14 protein-coding genes are annotated in these 16,800 nt (G+C 71.8%); 3 read left to right on the top strand and 11 right to left on the bottom strand.

Annotated elements, in window-relative coordinates:
- Window positions 1-14: 14 nt before the first annotated feature.
- From AB0C02_RS19390 to AB0C02_RS19410, 5 genes are all read right to left on the bottom strand, one after another.
- Window positions 15-1,400, bottom strand: a complete 1,386-nt coding sequence (locus tag AB0C02_RS19390; RefSeq protein ID WP_357549733.1) for an MFS transporter — start codon at window positions 1,398-1,400, stop codon at window positions 15-17.
- Window positions 1,397-2,017, bottom strand: coding sequence for a helix-turn-helix domain-containing protein (locus AB0C02_RS19395; RefSeq protein ID WP_357549734.1), 621 nt, complete (start codon window positions 2,015-2,017; stop codon window positions 1,397-1,399). The genes AB0C02_RS19390 and AB0C02_RS19395 overlap by 4 nt, the downstream gene beginning before the upstream one ends.
- 85 nt (window positions 2,018-2,102) lie before the next feature.
- The gene (locus tag AB0C02_RS19400) at window positions 2,103-2,915 is read right to left on the bottom strand and encodes a sugar nucleotide-binding protein (RefSeq protein WP_357549735.1); all 813 of its coding nucleotides are present in this window, start codon (window positions 2,913-2,915) and stop codon (window positions 2,103-2,105) included.
- A gap of 101 nt (window positions 2,916-3,016) precedes the next feature.
- The gene (gene aspS / locus AB0C02_RS19405) at window positions 3,017-4,822 is read right to left on the bottom strand and encodes an aspartate--tRNA ligase (RefSeq protein ID WP_357549736.1); all 1,806 of its coding nucleotides are present in this window, start codon (window positions 4,820-4,822) and stop codon (window positions 3,017-3,019) included.
- A 190-nt stretch (window positions 4,823-5,012) separates the two neighbouring features.
- Entirely contained in the window at window positions 5,013-6,071 is a 1,059-nt protein-coding gene (locus tag AB0C02_RS19410; RefSeq protein WP_357549737.1) for a S1 family peptidase, read from the bottom strand.
- Between the two features lie 349 nt (window positions 6,072-6,420).
- Between AB0C02_RS19410 and AB0C02_RS19415 the strand changes: the two genes are divergently transcribed.
- Entirely contained in the window at window positions 6,421-6,930 is a 510-nt protein-coding gene (locus AB0C02_RS19415; RefSeq protein ID WP_357549738.1) for a PaaI family thioesterase, read from the top strand.
- Window positions 6,931-7,057: 127 nt separating this feature from the next.
- Here AB0C02_RS19415 and AB0C02_RS19420 read toward each other — a convergent pair whose 3' ends face one another.
- The 3 genes from AB0C02_RS19420 to AB0C02_RS19430 are packed head-to-tail and all read right to left on the bottom strand — an operon-like array spanning window position 7,058 to window position 10,151.
- Window positions 7,058-7,993, bottom strand: coding sequence for an acyl-ACP desaturase (locus AB0C02_RS19420; RefSeq protein ID WP_357549739.1), 936 nt, complete (start codon window positions 7,991-7,993; stop codon window positions 7,058-7,060).
- Window positions 7,994-8,044: 51 nt separating this feature from the next.
- Entirely contained in the window at window positions 8,045-9,382 is a 1,338-nt protein-coding gene (gene hisS, locus AB0C02_RS19425; protein ID WP_357549740.1) for a histidine--tRNA ligase, read from the bottom strand.
- A 49-nt stretch (window positions 9,383-9,431) separates the two neighbouring features.
- Window positions 9,432-10,151, bottom strand: coding sequence for an MBL fold metallo-hydrolase (locus AB0C02_RS19430; protein ID WP_357549741.1), 720 nt, complete (start codon window positions 10,149-10,151; stop codon window positions 9,432-9,434).
- Between the two features lie 181 nt (window positions 10,152-10,332).
- On the opposite strand from AB0C02_RS19430, the gene AB0C02_RS19435 reads away from it, so the two are divergent.
- Both AB0C02_RS19435 and AB0C02_RS19440 read left to right on the top strand, forming a co-directional pair.
- On the top strand, window positions 10,333-11,181 hold the full coding sequence (locus tag AB0C02_RS19435) for a peptidylprolyl isomerase (RefSeq protein WP_357549742.1): 849 nt from the start codon (window positions 10,333-10,335) through the stop codon (window positions 11,179-11,181).
- 67 nt (window positions 11,182-11,248) lie between these two features.
- Entirely contained in the window at window positions 11,249-12,088 is an 840-nt protein-coding gene (locus tag AB0C02_RS19440) for a peptidylprolyl isomerase (protein WP_357549743.1), read from the top strand.
- A gap of 67 nt (window positions 12,089-12,155) precedes the next feature.
- Here AB0C02_RS19440 and AB0C02_RS19445 read toward each other — a convergent pair whose 3' ends face one another.
- The 3 genes from AB0C02_RS19445 to secF all read right to left on the bottom strand — a co-directional run bounded on the left by AB0C02_RS19445 (window position 12,156) and on the right by secF (window position 16,800).
- Window positions 12,156-14,615 carry a bifunctional (p)ppGpp synthetase/guanosine-3',5'-bis(diphosphate) 3'-pyrophosphohydrolase gene (locus AB0C02_RS19445; RefSeq protein ID WP_357549762.1) on the bottom strand — a complete coding sequence of 820 codons (2,460 nt, stop codon included), beginning with the start codon at window positions 14,613-14,615 and terminating at the stop codon, window positions 12,156-12,158.
- A 314-nt stretch (window positions 14,616-14,929) separates the two neighbouring features.
- Complete coding sequence (locus tag AB0C02_RS19450; RefSeq protein ID WP_357549744.1) at window positions 14,930-15,496, bottom strand: adenine phosphoribosyltransferase; 567 nt, start codon at window positions 15,494-15,496, stop codon at window positions 14,930-14,932.
- Window positions 15,497-15,612: 116 nt separating this feature from the next.
- A complete protein-coding gene (secF, locus tag AB0C02_RS19455) occupies window positions 15,613-16,800 on the bottom strand; it encodes a protein translocase subunit SecF (RefSeq protein ID WP_357549745.1) in 1,188 nt (395 codons plus the stop codon).

Here is a 16,800-nt window from a genome sequence, read left to right on the forward strand (position 1 = left end):
CCTTGGCACTGTCATCAGGCGGACCGGGCCGCGTGGCTGCCCGAGGTCACCGGGTCCGGCGCCGGGACGGGTACGGGACCGGCGAGTGAGTCGTCCGGCCCGGTGACCCGCTCGTCCGGCGCCGCCGTCCGGTGCTCCCCCGCCGCGCCGGCCGCCGTCGGCACACCGTCTCGGCCGGCGCGCCAGGCCGGCAGGTAGAGCGGCGCGGCCAGGGCGAGCACCACCGCGCCGACCAGCATGGCGAGGCTGACGCTGGTGCGGTCGGCCAGGGCGGTCAGGACCACCGCGCCGAGCGCGCCGGCTGGCAGGCCCACCATCGAGTTGAGCGACATGACGCTGGTCCGGTACGGCCCGTCTACCTGCCGATGCAGCAGCGCATTGTGCAGCGGGTTGGACGCGCCGTGCACGGTGTAGCAGGCCAGGTAGGCGACGAGCACCCCGACCGGGCCGGCGAGCAGGCCCATCCCGACCACGGTCACGCCCTGGAGCACCCGCAGCAGCGCGGCGGCGGGCGCGGCGCCCAGCCGGCGCAGCAGGAGCGGGGTGAGCGCGGCGCCGGCCGCGTTGGCCAGCCAGGCCGCCGAGCCGGCCGGTCCGAGCAGTGCCGCCGCGCGGTCGGCGTCGCCGACCACTTCGGAGAGGCGGATCGGCAGCAGCGACTCGAAGGTGACCATGCCGAAGCCCCAGAACAGCTCGACGGCGACCAGGGCGAGCAGCACCCGGGAGCGGCGGAGCAGGCCGATCGCCTGCCCGGCCATCCGAGGTACCTCGGCCACCGAGGTACGCAGCGCCGCGGCGCCCCGGGCCGGGCGGGTCTCCACCAGCAGCACCAGCAGCGCTACCAACGAGACGCCGTACAGGACGATGGCCACCAGCACGGGCAGGGTCAGCGCGCTGACCGGCCCGACCGGGCCGAGCGCGACCAGGCCACCGCCGACCAGCGCGCCGACGCCGATGGCGAGGCCGGCGACGGTGCCGGCCTGGCCGAGACCGCGCTCGTACTCGGCGTGCGGGTCGGCGGCGAGGGTGGCGTCGACGTACCAGGATTCCAGGGGGCCGCTGTCGAGCGCCCGGTAGACGCCCTGCAACGCCCAGACCAGGAAGAAGAGCCAGAACGAGTCGGCCACCGCGAAGATGATCAGCGAGATCAGGCCGATCACCCAGGCGACGCCGAGAGCTGGCTTACGGCCGAGCGCGTCGGCGAGACCCCCGGTGGGCAACTCCAGCACGAGGACCACGAGGCCCTGGGCGGTGGCCACCAGGCCGATCTGGGACAGCGTAAGGCCCCGCTCCTGCATCAGCAGGATCATCACCGGGACCATCAGGCCGCTGGGCAGCCAGCGCAGGCCGTAGAGCGTGAGGTAGCGGAACCGGACCTGGCGTACGGACAGCGCGCTCATCGCTCCTCCTGCGACGGTGGGCGGGTGAGCCGCAGGTCGGCCAGCATCGGCAGGGCGGCGAAGTAGACCTGCACCTGCTCCGCGCCGAGCTCGCCGGGGTCGGCCTCGTCGCGGTAGCGCTCGAGGAGCTGTTCCACCTCGGCCTTGAGCGCCGCCAGCCGCGCCGATGGGATGGTCATGAAGATGTCGCCCATGCCGAACGCCTCCCGCCAGGCCGGCGACCACTCGTGGCGGACGGTGAACCACCGCTCGGCGTGTTCGACGAAGTTCCGCACCTGGTCGCCCTCGATCCACTCGATGGCGGCCCGGGCATCGGGGTCGTCGTCGAAGTCGGTGTTCTCCCAGTTGGTGACGTCGTGCGCGGCCCGCCAGAACCGCTGCCGGCCGGTGCCGAGGTCGGGATCTTCGACAACCAGCCCGACCTCGGCGAGCTGGCGCAGGTGGTAGCTGGTCGCCCCGGTGTTGGTGCCGAGCAGCTCGGCGAGGGCGGTGGCCGTGGCCGGACCCTTCACCCGCAGCGCGCCGAGCAGTCGGGTGCGCAGCGGGTGTGCCAGCACCCGCACCTGGCGATGGTCGATCCGGACCTGACGCGACGCCGGCTTCCTGTCGTTCCCCATGTGTGCACAATATCTGTGCACACTTCCTATGCACAAGGTTTATGCATAGGAAGTGTGCATGGTCCGACCGCGGGCGCGGCGACGCTCAGGAGGCGAGAAGTTCGGTGACGCCGCGCAGCCGGGTACGCAGCAGGCCGGCGGCGCGGGAGGAGTCGAGGCGTACCTCGGCCGGACGGCACACGCCGGCGGCGACGGCGGTCGTCGTCCTCAGCCCGGCCGGGTCGACGCCGAGTTGCCGGGCGACCAGAAGCCCCAGCTCGGCGCGGCTCACCGCGTCCGGCCCGGCCACGTTGAGCGGTCCGGCACAATCCGACGGCACGAGTTCCAGCACGGCGGCGGCCAGGTCGGTCACGTCGATCGGGCAGCGAACCTCGTCGGTGAACAGGCTCGCCCGGCCGGCGAACGCCTCGCGGCAGAGCGCGATCTGCTTGCTGCCCTCCCCCACGATGAGCGAGGTACGCACCAGCACCGCACCCGGGTCGATCGCCCGCACCGCGGTCTCCGCCGCCGCCTTCGCCGCCCCGTACGGATAACTGGGCGTGGGCGCATCGTCGTCGAGATACGGCGCCGGCCGCCCGCCGTGCAGGGCGTCGCTGGACAGGTGCACCAGCCGCGCCCCCACCTCGGCGGCGGCGTACGCGATGTTGGCCGCGCCGTCGGCGGTGACCGCCCAGTCGTCGTACCGATAGGGGGTGGCGACGACGGCGTCGGGGCGCACCTCGGTGACCAGCGCGCGCACGGCGGCGCGGTCGGTGACGTCAAGCCGGCGCGCGACCACCCCCGGCACCGCGACGGCGGCCGAGTGGTACGTGCCGACCACCCGCTCCCCCACCGCCACGGCCTGCCGACAAACCTCCCCACCCAAAAACCCACTGCCCCCCACCACAAGCAGCGTCACGCCACCCACCTCCCTCAAGCGTCGATCATGAGGTTAGCGGGGCGACACGCCGGAGCGGGCGACCGCCAACCTCATGATCGACGGGGAGTTGCGGGGGCGGATCAGGTGGGGTCGGCGACGGGGGCGGCGGGGCCGGCGGTGCCGGTGTGGGGGGCGGCCGGGGCCTTGGGCTTGGCGTCGACGCCGGCTTCGGCGCGCTGCTGCGGGGTGATCGGCGTGGGGGCGCCGGTCAGCGGGTCGAAGCCGCCGCGGGTCTTCGGGAACGCGATGACCTCGCGGATCGAGTCCGCGCCGGCTAGCAGCATGCAGATCCGGTCCCAGCCGAAGGCGATGCCGCCGTGCGGGGGCGGGCCGTACTTGAACGCCTCCAGCAGGAAGCCGAACTTGTCCTGCGCCTCCTCCGGGGTGATGCCGAGCAGGTCGAACACCCGCTGCTGCACGTCGCCCCGGTGGATACGGACGGAGCCGCCGCCGATCTCGTTGCCGTTGCAGACGATGTCGTACGCGTAGGCCAGGGCCCGGTCCGGGGCCTCCTCGAACCGGTCCACCCACTCGTCGTTCGGCGAGGTGAACGGGTGGTGCACCGCCGTCCAGCCGCCCTCGTCGGTGCGCTCGAACATCGGCGCGTCGACCACCCAGCAGAACGCCCAGGCGCTCTCGTCGATGAGCTTGGCCCGCTTGGCGATCTCGATCCGGGCGGCGCCGAGCAGCTCCTGCGCCTCGCGGGTGTTGGTGCTGGCGGCGAAGAAGACGGCGTCGCCCGGCTTGGCGCCGACCGCGTCGGCCAGCCCGGCCAGGTGCGCCTCGGAGAGGTTCTTGGCCACCGGGCCGCGCGCCTCGCCGGTCTCGGCGTCGAGCACCACGTACGCCAGGCCCCGGGCGCCGCGCGCCTTGGCCCAGTCCTGCCAGCCGTCCAGCTCCTTGCGGCTCTGCGCCGCGCCGCCCGGCATGACCACCGCGCCGACGTAGCCGCCCGCGTCGATCGCGCCGGCGAACACCCGGAACTCGGTGCCGCGCAGGTAGTCGGTCAGCTCGGTCAGTTCGACGCCGTAGCGCAGGTCGGGCTTGTCGGAGCCGTAGCGCGACATGGCGTCGTGCCAGGTGATCCGCGGAATCGGCCGGGAGATCTCGTAGCCGGCCAGATCCGACCAGAGCGCCGAGACGATCGCCTCGCCGAGCTCGATGACGTCGTCCTCGGTGACGAAGGACATCTCGATGTCGAGCTGGGTGAACTCCGGCTGGCGGTCGGCGCGGAAGTCCTCGTCGCGGTAGCAGCGGGCGATCTGGTAATAGCGCTCCATGCCGCCGACCATCAGCAGCTGCTTGAACAGCTGCGGCGACTGCGGCAGGGCGTACCAGCTGCCCGGCTGGAGCCGGACCGGGACCAGGAAGTCGCGGGCGCCCTCCGGGGTGGAGCGGGTCAGGGTGGGCGTCTCGATCTCCAGGAAGTCCCGCTCGTTCAGCACCGTGCGGGCGAGCTGGTTGGCCCGCGAGCGCAGCCGCAGCGCCTTCGCCGGGCCGCTGCGGCGCAGGTCCAGGTAGCGGTACTTGAGCCGGATGTCGTCGCCGGCCTCGATCTGGTCGTCCACCGGCAACGGCAGCGGCGCCGCCTCGGAGAGCACCTCCAGCGCGCTCGCGGTGACCTCGACCTCGCCGGTGGGCAGGTCCGGGTTCTCGTTGCCCTCGGGGCGGCGGGTCACCTCGCCGATGACCTTGACGCAGAACTCGTTGCGCAGCGCGTGCGCGTCCTCCTCGCGGAAGACCACCTGGACCACGCCGGAGCCGTCGCGCAGGTCGACGAAGATGACGCCGCCGTGGTCGCGCCGGCGGGCCACCCAGCCGGCGAGCGTCACCGTGGTGCCGGCGTCCGTCGCGCGCAGGCTGCCGGCGTCATGGGTACGGATCACGACTCGCGTCTCCTCATCGAACTGAACGGGCTGCACCCGCATTCTGTCAGCTTGGCCGAACGCGTCCCGCACCACCCGGCAACCCGGCTCGGTCCGGCGATCCGCGAACGCCGCCGACCGCCGCCGCCAATCAGCCGCGAACGCGGGAGCGGGCCGCCGGTCGTCCGGCGGCCCGCTCGCGAGGGATCGATCAGTAGACGCTCACGCCATAGGCGCTCAGCGCCGTGGTGACCGGCTGGAAGTAGGTGGTGCCGCCGCTGGTGCAGTTGCCGCTGCCGCCCGAGGTCATGCCCAGCGCGGCGCTGCCGGCGAAGAGGGAGCCGCCGCTGTCGCCCGGCTCGGCGCAGACGTTGGTGCGGATCAGGCCGGAGACGCTGCCCTCGGCGTAGTTGACCGTGGCGTTGAGCGCGTTGACCGAACCGCTGCGCAGGCCGGTGGTGCTACCGGAGCGGTTGACGGTCTGGCCGACGTACGCGCTGCCGGCGCTGCTGATCTTCTGGTAGCTGCCGTTGTACAGGTAGACGTTGCTCGGCTGGACGCTGCTCTGGTTGCTGTACTTCACGATGCCGTAGTCGCGGCCCGGGAAGGTGCTGCCGGCGCGGGTGCCGAGCAGCGAGGTCTGCCCCGAGTTGCTGTACCAGTTCGACGCGATGTTGGTGCAGTGCCCGGCGGTGAGGAAGTAGTAGACGCCGGAGCTGCTGCGCACGTTGAAGCCGAGCGAGCAGCGCCCGCCGCCAGCGGCGTAGATGGCGTTGCCGCCGGAGATCCGGGTGCTCAGCACGCCGGACTCGGCCTCGATCCGGACCGTGCCGCCGGTGCGGGCGGCGGCCGCCTTGACCTGCTCCAGCTTGGCGCCGGTGACGGTGCTGTCGACGGAGACCACGACCTGGTTGGTGGCCGGGTCGACCCACCAGGCGGTGCCGGGGACCTTGGCGGACCGCTCCAGCTCGTCGGTGGCCGCCTTGAGTCGGTCGGCGCCCCGGGTGACGAGCTTCGCGGTGGCGCCCGCGGCGCGGACCTGGCGCGCGGCCGCGGCGTCGGTCACCGCGATGACCATCTTGCCGCTGGCGTCGGCGTACGTGCCGGCGGCGCGGTCGCCGAGCTTGGTGACGAGCGCGGCGGCGGCGTCGGGGGACGCGGACGTGGCCGGGGCCGCCTGGGCGGGTGCGCCGAGGAGCGAGCCGGTGACCAGGGTGCCGGCCACGGCGATGGCGGCGGCGCGGCGGAGTGAGGACCTCGTGGGTCGCATGTAACAACCTCCAAGGAGGGGGTGACGGGCGCCGTCATACGGGCGCGCCCGGGGACAACCCGGCCGGCCGGGGGAACCAGCCGAGAGACCACAAAGTATTCACATATTTAAGATCTTCTGCAAGGCTGCCCTTTGCCCGAATTGGCCGGCCCGGAAAGTGGGCAGGACGTGCCATTGTGGACACCGATGGTGACCCTCAGATCCGGCGGCGAGCCCCCAGGCCCCGGCCGGGGCAGCCGGTCGCGTGGTTCGGTCACCTCGTGCCCCTCGGCGCAGCGCAACGCGACCCGGACCTCGGCCCCGCAGTCCCGGTGGGCGACCATCAGCGGCGCGCTGCGAGGCTGGGTCCATGACACAGATGCAGGACCGCAGCCGCACCTTCTCCTGGTCCGACCCGATGGCCGGGGCGGCGCACGTCGGTCAGCGCAGCGGTCTGGATCTGCTGCGCGCGATGATCGCCGGGGAGTTGGCCGCGCCGCCGATCATGCACCTGATCGACATGGCCCGGATGGAAGCGGACGAGGGCCGGGTCACGGTCGAGCTGATGCCGCAGGAGTTCCACTACAACCCGCTCGGCACGGTGCACGGCGGGATCATCTCCACGCTGCTCGACACCGCCGCCGGGTGCGCCGTCCACAGCACGCTCCCGGCCGGCGTCGGCTACACCTCATTGGACCTGAACGTGAGGTTCCTCCGGCCGGTCACCGTCGAGAGCGGTCGGCTGTGCTGCGAGGGCACGGTGCTCCAGCGCGGTCGGCGTACCGCCCTGGCCGAGGCCCGCCTGACGGACACGAAGGACCGCCTCATCGCCCACGCCACCTCGAGCTGCCTCCTCCTCCCCCTCAACGCCCCCGCCTGACCTCCACCCCCGCCCCCAACCCGGTCGATCATGAGGTTGTTGTCGGTCGCCTCGGCGTGTCGTGACAACAACTTCATGATCAGCGACGAAACCGGGGAGGGGAGGCGGCGGGGTGGGCGGGGCGGGGTCAGCGGGCGGCGGTGAGGCGGGCGGCGCGGGCGGCGCGCTTCTCCTCGAAGCGGGACGCCTGCTGCTCCAGGGTGTCGAGGTGGGCGGCGATCTGGTCGCGGGCGGCCTCGCCGTCGGCGTTCAGGCCGGTGACCTCGAAGACGTTCCACTGGCGCAGCACCGGTGCGACCACGTCGTCGCGGTGCTGCCGCAGGTCGTAGATGCCGGCCAGGGCGATGGCCACCGACTTGCGGGCGAAGCCCTCGATGCCGACGCCCGGCATCTGGAAGTCGGCCAGCACGTCCGCGACCGCACGCATGGCCTGGCTCGGGGCCAGCTCGAAGGCCGCGCCGAGCAGGTTGCGGTAGAAGACCATGTGCAGGTTCTCGTCGGCCGCCACCCGGGCCAGCAGCGCGTCGCAGATCGGGTCGGCGGCGGCCCGGCCGGTGTTGCGGTGTGAGATCCGGGTGGCCAACTCCTGGAACGAGACGTACGCCAGCGAATGCAGCACCTCGTCGCCGTGCGCGTTGTGGTAACCCGCCGACATGTGCGTCATCCGGGCCCGCTCCAGGGCCACCGGGTCGACCGCCCGGCTCACCGTCAGGTAGTCGCGGATGGCGGTGCCGTGCCGCCCCTCCTCGGCGGTCCACCGGTGCACCCAGGTGCCCCATGCGCCGTCCCGGCCGAACAGGGTGGCGATCTCGTGGTGGTACGAGGGCAGGTTGTCCTCGGTGAGCAGGTTGACGATCAGCGCGGTGCGGGCGACCTCGGGGATGCTGGAGTCCTGCGGTGACCATGCTTCGCCGCCGAGCGGACCGTCGAAGGTACGTCCCTCGCTCCACGGCACGTACTCGTGCGGGAACCACTCCTTCGCCAGCGACAGGTGCCGGTCGAGGTTCTTTTCGACCACTGGCTCGAGTTCGTGGAGCAGGGCGGTCTGGCTGAGCACGGTCACAAGGTTCTCCCTACGGTGGCGTAAGTTACGCCACCGTAGGTCGAATCTTTCTCACGCGCCAGTCGCGGGGCCCACCAGCGGCTTCAGGTCCGCCCGGGGCGGGGTCCACTCGCCCGCCGCGGCGGCCGCCTGCTCGCCCGAGCGGATGTCCTTCACCTCGTCGCCCTCCGCGCCCGGGAACCAGACGTACGGGATGCCACGGCGCTCGGCGTAGCGGATCTGCTTGCCGAACTTGGCCGCGCTCGGCGACACCTCGGTGGGGATGCCCCGGGAGCGCAGCGCCTCGGCGACCCGGTTGCTGGCCGGCCGCTCGTCCTCGCTGGTGACCGCGACCAGCACGCAGGTCGGCACGCTGCGGGACACCGACAGCGCGTCGGCGCCGAAGAGCAGGCCGAGCAGGCGGGTCACCCCGATGGAGATGCCCACGCCGGGGAAGCGGACGTTGCCCGAGCTGGCCAGGTTGTCGTACCGGCCGCCGGAGCAGACCGAGCCGAACCGCTCGTAGCCGATCATCTGCGTCTCGTACACCGTGCCGGTGTAGTAGTCCAGGCCACGGGCGATGCGCAGGTCGGCGACGCAGAGTCCGGGCGAGTGCGCGGCGGCGGTCTCCATCACCGCGGTCAACTCCGCGATGCCCTCGTCGAGCAGCGGGTCACTCACCCCGAGCGCGCGGACCGCGTCGGCGAAGGAGGCGTCCGGCGCGGAGATCTCGGCCAGGGCCAGGACGGCCTTGGCCTGCGCCTCGCTCGCCCCGGCCGTCTCCGCGAGCAGCTCGGTCACCTTCGCCGGGCCGATCTTGTCGAGCCGGTCGACGGCACGCAGCGCTGCCTCCGGGTCGGTCAGCCCGATCCCCCGGTAGAAGCCCTCGCAGACCTTGCGGTTGTTGACCTGGATCCGTACCGGCGGGATCGGCAACGAGCGCAGCGCGTCGCCGATGACCAGGGGCATCTCCGCCTCGTAGTGGGCCGGCAGGGTGTCCCGGTCGACGATGTCGATGTCGGCCTGCAGGAACTCGCGGTAGCGCCCCTCCTGCGGGCGCTCGCCCCGCCACACCTTCTGGATCTGGTAGCGGCGGAACGGGAACTGCAGCTTGCCGGCGTTCTCCAGGACGTACCGGGCGAACGGCACGGTGAGGTCGAAGTGCAGGCCGAGCGCGTCGTCGCCGGTCGCGCCCTCCGGGTCGGCCTGCAGCCGGCGCAGCACGTAGACCTCCTTGGAGGTCTCCCCCTTGCGGAGCAGCTGATCGAGGGGCTCGACCGCGCGGGTCTCCAGGGGGGCGAAGCCGTACAGCTCGAAGGTTGCGCGGATCCGGTCCAGCACGAACTGCTCGATCATGCGCTGGGCGGGCGTCCACTCCGGGAACCCGGAGATGGGCGTGGGCTTGCTCATCGCGTACTCCTTGGATCCCGCGCGGACCGCGCGGGAAGGTCGTGGGCGGCTACAGGCCGCGGGTGGGCGCGGCCGGGCGCGCGTCGCCGGCCCCCGCCACCTCGACGAGGTACGGGTTGATCGCGCGCTCGCGGCCGATGGTGGTCGCGGGGCCGTGGCCGGGCAGGACGACGGTGTCGTCGGCCAGCGGGAGGACCTTGTCCCGGAGGCTGGCCAGCATGCGGGGCATGCTGCCACCCGGCAGGTCGGTGCGGCCGATCGAGCCGGCGAAGAGCACGTCACCGGAGAGGCAGATCTGCTCGGCCTCCCAGGGCGAGCCGGCGCCGGGCATCCGGAACAGCACCGACCCGCCGGTATGGCCGGGGGCGTGGTCGACGCTGATCTCCAACCCGGCGAGGCTGAGGGTGGCGCCGTCGGTCAGCTCGGCCACGTCCTCCGGCTCGGCGTAGGGCAGCCGGCCGCCGAAGAGCTGGGTGAGATCCATCGAGAGCGCCTTGGCCGGGTCGGCGAGCAGCTCCAGGTCGTCCGGGTGCACGTACGCGGTGATGCCCCGCGCCTCGCAGACCGGCGCCACCGAGAAGGTGTGGTCGAGGTGGCCGTGGGTGAGCAGCACGGCGGCCGGGTGCAGGCGGTGCTCGGCGAGCACGGCGTCGAGCTGGTCCAGCACCCCGATCCCGGGGTCGACCACCACGCACTGCTCCCCCGGCGCGGTCGCCACCACATAACAGTTGGTGCCGAAGGCGTCCGCGGGAAAGCCGGCCACGAGCACGTCCGCTCCCCTTCCGTTCCAGTCATGGTCTTCGTGAGCAAGCCTAGTCGGAACCTCGTACACGACTTTCCCAGCCGGTAGCCGTACACTCTGGCGGGCGTGTGGCGTGGCGCACTGCGCACCGACGGGCGGACAACGGCCCGGCGCCGGCGAGGACCAGGGTAGAGGAAGGGGAGCACGGGTGGCTTCCAGCAGGGACCGGCAGCGCAAACTGGCGCGGGCCAAGCTCGACCGGCAGCTCGTCCGGCGGGCCGCCAGGGCGAAGCGCCGCCGGCAGATCCAGGCCGGCGTCGGCGCGACGGTGGTGCTCGCGCTGATCGTGCTCGGTTCGGCGTGGGCGCTCGGCGCGTTCGACTCGAAGCCGAAGCCGGAGGCGGCCGAGGACATCTGCCTCTGGACGCCGCAGGATGCGAGCGCCAACACCAACCTCAAGGACGTCGGCAAGCCGGCCACCACCGGCCTGCCCACCACCGGCACCCGGACGATGACGGTCACCACCAACCAGGGCGACCCGATCACGGCCGAGCTCGACCTGGCCTCGGCGCCGTGCGCGGCGGCGAGCATCTCCTACCTGGCCGGCAAGTCGTTCTACGACAACACCACCTGCCACGAGATCACCACTGAGGGCGCGCTGCACTGCGGCGACCCGAGCGGCACCGGCATCGGGGGCCCGGCCTACTCGTTCTACGACGAGGACATCCCCACCGGCGCGGACCCGAGCGCGTCCGCCTCGCCGGCGCCGGACGAGCCGGCGACGTACCCGAAGGGCACGGTCGCCATGGTCGCCAACCCGCCGGGGTCCAACGGCAGCCAGTTCCTGATCTTCTTCAAGGACTTCAAGACCGCGACGCCGACGTACCCGATCATCGGCAAGGTCACCGGCGGGCTCGACGTGGTGGAGAAGATCGGCGCCCTGGCGACCGTGGACAATGGGAACGGGGCCAAGGTCAAGCCGAAGACGGACGTGGTGGTCCAGAGCCTCACCGTCGGCGAGGCCAACCCCGCGCCGGCGGCGAGCAGCGCCAGCTGACCCGGCCGCCCGCCATCCCAGCAGCCGCGGCACCGGCCGCGCCCGAAATACACCGTAAGGAGTGACCGTGACGTCCACCAGAGAGCGGCAGCGCGCGGTGGCGCGGGCCCGACTCGAGCGGGAGATGGCCGAGCGCGCCACCAAGGCGCGCAAGCGCCGGCAGACACAGGCCATCGCCGGCGCGGCGGCCGTGCTGGTGCTCGTGGTCGCCGGCACCGTGTGGCTGGTCACCGCGCTCGGTGGTGACGACGACAAGCAGCAGGCCGCCAGCACGGCGGGCTACTCGCAGTGCGTCTACAACGAGATCCCCGCGGAGGGACGCCCCAAGGAGATCAAGGACGTCGGGCGGCCCCCGAACCAGCAGGACAACAAGGGCACCCAGACGATGACGATCGACACCAACCTCGGTCCGATCACCGCCAAGATCAACCGCGATCAGGTGCCCTGCACCGCCGGTAGCTTCACCTACCTGGCCAGCAAGAACTTCTTCGACAACACCAAGTGCCACCGCCTCGTCACCGAGGGAATCAAGGTCCTCCAGTGCGGCGACCCGAGTGCGACGGGCAACGGCTGGCGGGACACCGACGGTACCGGTGGCCCGAGCTACGGCATGCTCGAGGAGAACCTGCCCACCGACAAGCGTCCGCCGTACCCGGACGGCGTCATCGCGATGGCCAACTCGGGCTCGGAGGGCAGCACCGGTAGCCAGTTCTTCATCGTGTACGAAGACTCCGAGCTCCCCGCGAACTACACGGTGCTGGGCACGGTCACCGGCGGCATGGACGTGGTGAAGCAGGTCGCGGCGGCCGGCGACGACGGCGCGTACAACGCGAACGCCGGCGGCGGGCACCCGAAGAAGGAGATCGTCATCAACAAGCTGACGATGAGCGACATCCAGGGCGGCTGACCCGCCTTCGCACCGCATACGAAAGCGCCCGCCGGCTGGAAAGCCGGCGGGCGCTTTCGCGTGGGCCTCAGGCCCCCGAGGTCACCCGGTAGGCGTCGAAGACGCCGTCGACCTTGCGGACCGCGGCCAGCAGGTGCCCCAGGTGCTTCGGGTCGGCCATCTCGAAGCTGAACCGGCTCACCGCCACCCGGTCCCGGGTGGTGGTGACCGTGGCGGAGAGGATGTTGACCCGCTCGTCGGAGAGCACCCGGGTGACGTCGGTCAGCAGCTTGTGCCGGTCGAGGGCCTCCACCTGGATGGCGACGAGGAAGGTCGACGCGGAGGTGAGCTTCCAGCTCACCTCAACCATCCGCTCGCTCTGCGCCTTGAGGTCCTCGGCGTTGGCGCAGTCGTCGCGGTGCACGCTCACCCCGCCCGAGCGGGTGACGAAGCCGAAGACGGCGTCCGGCGGCACCGGCGTGCAACACCGGGCCAGCTTGATCCAGACGTCGCTGACGCCCCGGACCACCACACCCGGATCGTGGCTGGAGGCCCGGCTACGCGGCGGCCGGGTGGCGACGGCGGTCTCGGCGATGTCCTCCGCCGCGCCCTCCTCGCCGCCGTACGTGGCCATCAGCTTCTGCACCACCGACTGGGCGGAGACCTGGCTGTCGCCGACCGCCGCGTAGAGCGAGGCGACGTCGGCCAGGTGCAGGTCCCGGGCGATCGCCATCAGCGCGTCCGGGGTGAGCATCCGCTGCAGCGGCATGCCCTGCTTGCGCATCGCCTTGACGATCGAGTCCTTGCCGGCCTCGATCGCCTCCTCGCGCCGCTCCTTGTTGAAGTACTGGCGGATCTTCGTGCGGGCGCGCGGGCTCTTGACGAACCCGAGCCAGTCCTGGGTCGGCCCGGCGGTGTCGGACTTCGAGGTGAAGATCTCGATCACGTCGCCGTTGGACAGCGTCGATTCCAGCGGCACCAGCTTGCCGTTGACCCGGGCGCCGATGCACTTGTGCCCGACCTCGGTGTGCACGGCGTACGCGAAGTCCACCGGCGTCGACCCGGTCGGCAGCGGGATGACGTCACCCTTCGGGGTGAAGACGTACACCTCCTGGCTGGACAGGTCGAACCGCAGCGCGTCGAGGAACTCGCTCGGGTCGGCCGCCTCCCGCTGCCAGTCCAGCAGCTGGCGCAGCCAGGTCATCTCGTCGATGTGCGCCGGCGGGCCGACGATCTGGGCGCCCTTGTGCTCCTTGTACTTCCAGTGCGCGGCGATGCCGAACTCGGCGGTGCGGTGCATCGCGTACGTGCGGATCTGCATCTCCACCGGCTTGCCGGTGGGCCCGATGACCGTCGTGTGCAACGACTGGTACATGTTGAACTTGGGCATCGCGATGTAGTCCTTGAACCGGCCCGGCACCGGCTGCCAGTTGGCGTGGATGACGCCCAGCGCCGCGTAGCAGTCCCGCACCGTGTCGACCAGGATCCGCACACCGACCAGGTCGTAGATGTCGTTGAAGTCGCGCCCCCGCACGATCATCTTCTGGTAGATCGAGTAGAGGTGCTTCGGCCGGCCGGTGGTCTCCGCCTTGATCTTGGCGGCCTTGAGATCCGTCGACACCTTCTGGGTCACCTGGCGCAGCAACGCCTCGCGCTGCGGCTGGTGCTCCCCGATCAGGCGGTTGATCTCCTCGAACCGCTTCGGGAACAGGGTGCCGAAGGCGAGGTCCTCCAGCTCCCACTTGATCGTGTTCATACCCAGGCGGTGCGCCAGCGGGGCCAGGATCTCCAACGTCTCCTTGGCCTTCTGCTCCTGCTTGGGGCGGGGCAGGAAGGTGAGGGTACGCATGTTGTGCAGCCGGTCCGCCAGCTTGATCACCAGGACCCGCGGGTCCTTGGCCATGGCGACCACCATCTTGCGGATGGTCTCCGCCTTGGCCGCGTCACCGAGCTTGACCTTGTCGAGCTTGGTGACGCCGTCGACCAGCAGGGCCACCTCGCCGCCGAAGTCGGCGCGCATCTGGTCGAGGGTGTATTCCGTGTCCTCGATCGTGTCGTGCAGCAGCGCCGCGACCAGGGTGGTGGTGTCCATCCCCAGGGTGGCCAGGATGGTCGCCACGGCCAGGGGGTGGGTGATGTACGGGTCGCCGGACTTGCGGTACTGACCGGAGTGCCAGCGGGCCGCGGTGTCGAAGGCCCGTTGCAGCAGCCGAGCGTCCGCCTTGGGGTGGTTCTCGCGGTGCAGCGAGATCAGCGGCTCCAGCACCTCGCTGACCTGGGAGGTCTGCCACGGTGCGTTGAACCGGGCCAGCCGGGCGCGTACCCGGCGGCCGGTCGGGGCGCTGGCGAGGGCGAAGCCACCGCCGGGGGAGGACTCCCCCGGGCCGTCGGCTCGCAACGGCACCACGACCGCCCCGCCGGACGACGTGCCGCCGTCCGCGTGCGCGTCGGGCCCGCCGCCGGAGCTGGTCACCCGGGTCGGCGGGTTGCCGTTCTGCCCGGTCGCCGCGCCGTCCGCGTCGCCTGTCGGGTGCACCGTGCCCTCCACCGGAGGGGCGACATCGTGGGACACCGGCCTCCTCACCGCTCGCCGGGGTGCGCCGGCCGTCCGGCCGACGTTCTGTTCAACCGGCCCGGGGGCCGGCCTTGTTCCGCGCCGCCCGTCCCGTCGACGTGGTCTGCGTCGACCGCCGGGGACCTCGCGGTCCCGGCCGCCCCGCGCGCCACGCCGGCCGTGGGGCCGGTTGTCGCGCCGCCGGACGGTCACCCGCCCGGTCAGCAAAGGGCAATGCTACCCGCACGCAGGGTACGTCGCGCCTCCACCGGACGGACCCTGCCGGGCCGACCCGGGCGGGCAGGCGCTCAAACGGTCAGCAGGGCATGGAGCGGACGCGGGGCGAGTCGCTCCCGCCCGTTGAGAAAGCCCAGCTCCAGCAGGACGGTGAAGCCGGCGACCGTGCCGCCGGCCCGCTCAACCAGGTCGAGGGTGGCCTCGGCGGTGCCGCCGGTGGCGAGCACGTCGTCCACCACGAGGACCCGGTGGCCGGCGGTGAAGGCGTCCTGGTGCACCTCCAGCGTCGCCTCGCCGTATTCAAGGGCGTAGGAGGCGGCGTGGGTGGCGCGGGGCAGCTTGCCGGCCTTGCGCACCGGCACCACCCCGACCCCGGTGGCGTACGCGATGGCCGCGGCGAGCACGAAGCCGCGGGCCTCGATGCCGGCCACCGTGTCGAACGAGTCCCGCCCGTGGTACGCGATGATTCCGTCGATCACCTCGCGGAAGACGGCACCGTCGGCGAAGAGCGGCATCAGGTCCTTGAACATCACGCCGGGCTGGGGGAAGTCCGGCACGTCCAGCACCCGGCTGGCGACCAGTTGGGCAACCTTCGGGCCGCTGTCTCCCCGTACCCCGGTGGTGTGGGTCTCCGTCACGGTACGTCCCATGTCCCTTCGAAACGACGACGGCGTCCGTCATGCCGCTCGCACAGCATGACGGACGCCGTCCGGTCACTTCCTACCGGGTCTCCCGGGGGAAACCTCCGGGCCGGTCAGCGGCGCTTCGCGCCGCCGGGCCGGTTGCCACCGCCGCCGGGGCGGCCGCTGCGGGCGGCGGCGGGACGCCGGCCGGCCGGCCGGGCGCCCACCTTCGGCGCCGCGCCGGCGAGGGCCGCCTCCTCCGGGTCGATGGCGTCGTCGCCGGCCGCAACGGCCCGCGCCGCGCCCTTCGGGGTGATCTCGCCTCGAGCGATGGCGCCCCGGCGAGTCAGCACCCGCTTGTTGTGCGCGCTGATCCGCGGGTCCTGGTTCTTCAGCAGCACCAGCGCCGGGGTGGCCAGCAGGATCGAGGTCAGGAACGCCACCGCCATACCGACGAAGAGCACCAGACCCAGGTCCTTCAGGGTGCCGGCGCCGAGCAGGCCCGCACCGATGAAGAGCAGACCACCGACCGGGAGCAGGGCGACCACCGAGGTGTTCAGCGACCGCATCAGGCTCTGGTTCAACGCCAGGTTGGCCGCCTCGCCGTAGGTCTGGTTGTTGTTGGCGGTGATACCGCGGGTGTTCTCCTGGACCTTGTCGAAGACCACCACCACGTCGTAGAGCGCGAAGCCCAGGATGGTGAGGAAACCGATGATCGTCGACGGGGTGACCTCGAAGCCGACCAGCGAGTAGATGCCGGCGGTGAGGGCCAGGTTCGTGAGCAGCGAGGCGATCGCGGCGGCCGCCATCCGCCACTCGAAACGCAGGATCAGGTAGATCGCCACCACCGCGATGAAGATCAGCAGACCGAGCAGCGCCCGCTCGGTGACCTGGCTGCCCCACGCCTCGGAGACCTGGTTGCCGCTGATCTGGTCGGCGTTGATGCCGAACTCCTGAGCCATCTCGGTCTTGACCGCGTTGGCCTCATCCGCGCTGAGCTGCGCGGTGCGCATCTCGTAGTACTCGCCGCTGGTGCTGCCGACCTTCTGGGCGGTGACCACCGTGATGCCGCCGCCCTTGGCCGCGAGCGCCGCGTTGACCTTCGCCTCGGCCTGGTCCAGGGTGCCGACGCTGGCCGGCACCTGGAACGAGTTGCCGCCGGCGAACTCGATGCCGAGGCTGAAGCCGCGGAACGTGAAGCTCAGCACGGCGACGAGCACCAGCAGACCGGCTGCGGCGAACCACATCTTGCGCCGGCCGACGATGTTGAGATCGGCCTCGCCCCGGTAGAGCCGGGACGCCAGACCACTCTTAGCCAT

Source organism: Micromonospora sp. NPDC048999 (genome assembly GCF_040649295.1).
GTDB lineage: Bacteria > Actinomycetota > Actinomycetes > Mycobacteriales > Micromonosporaceae > Micromonospora.

What these genes read in the sequence shown, in the direction of transcription:
- AB0C02_RS19390 (WP_357549733.1), bottom strand. Translation starts at nt 1,400, where the DNA reads ATGAGCGCGCTGTCCGTACGCCAGGTCCGGTTCCGCTACCTCACGCTC.
- hisS (WP_357549740.1), bottom strand. Translation starts at nt 9,382, where the DNA reads ATGAGCAAGCCCACGCCCATCTCCGGGTTCCCGGAGTGGACGCCCGCC.
- AB0C02_RS19415 (WP_357549738.1), top strand. Translation starts at nt 6,421, where the DNA reads ATGACACAGATGCAGGACCGCAGCCGCACCTTCTCCTGGTCCGACCCG.
- AB0C02_RS19410 (WP_357549737.1), bottom strand. Translation starts at nt 6,071, where the DNA reads ATGCGACCCACGAGGTCCTCACTCCGCCGCGCCGCCGCCATCGCCGTG.
- secF (WP_357549745.1), bottom strand. Translation starts at nt 16,800, where the DNA reads ATGGCTAAGAGTGGTCTGGCGTCCCGGCTCTACCGGGGCGAGGCCGAT.
- AB0C02_RS19395 (WP_357549734.1), bottom strand. Translation starts at nt 2,017, where the DNA reads ATGGGGAACGACAGGAAGCCGGCGTCGCGTCAGGTCCGGATCGACCAT.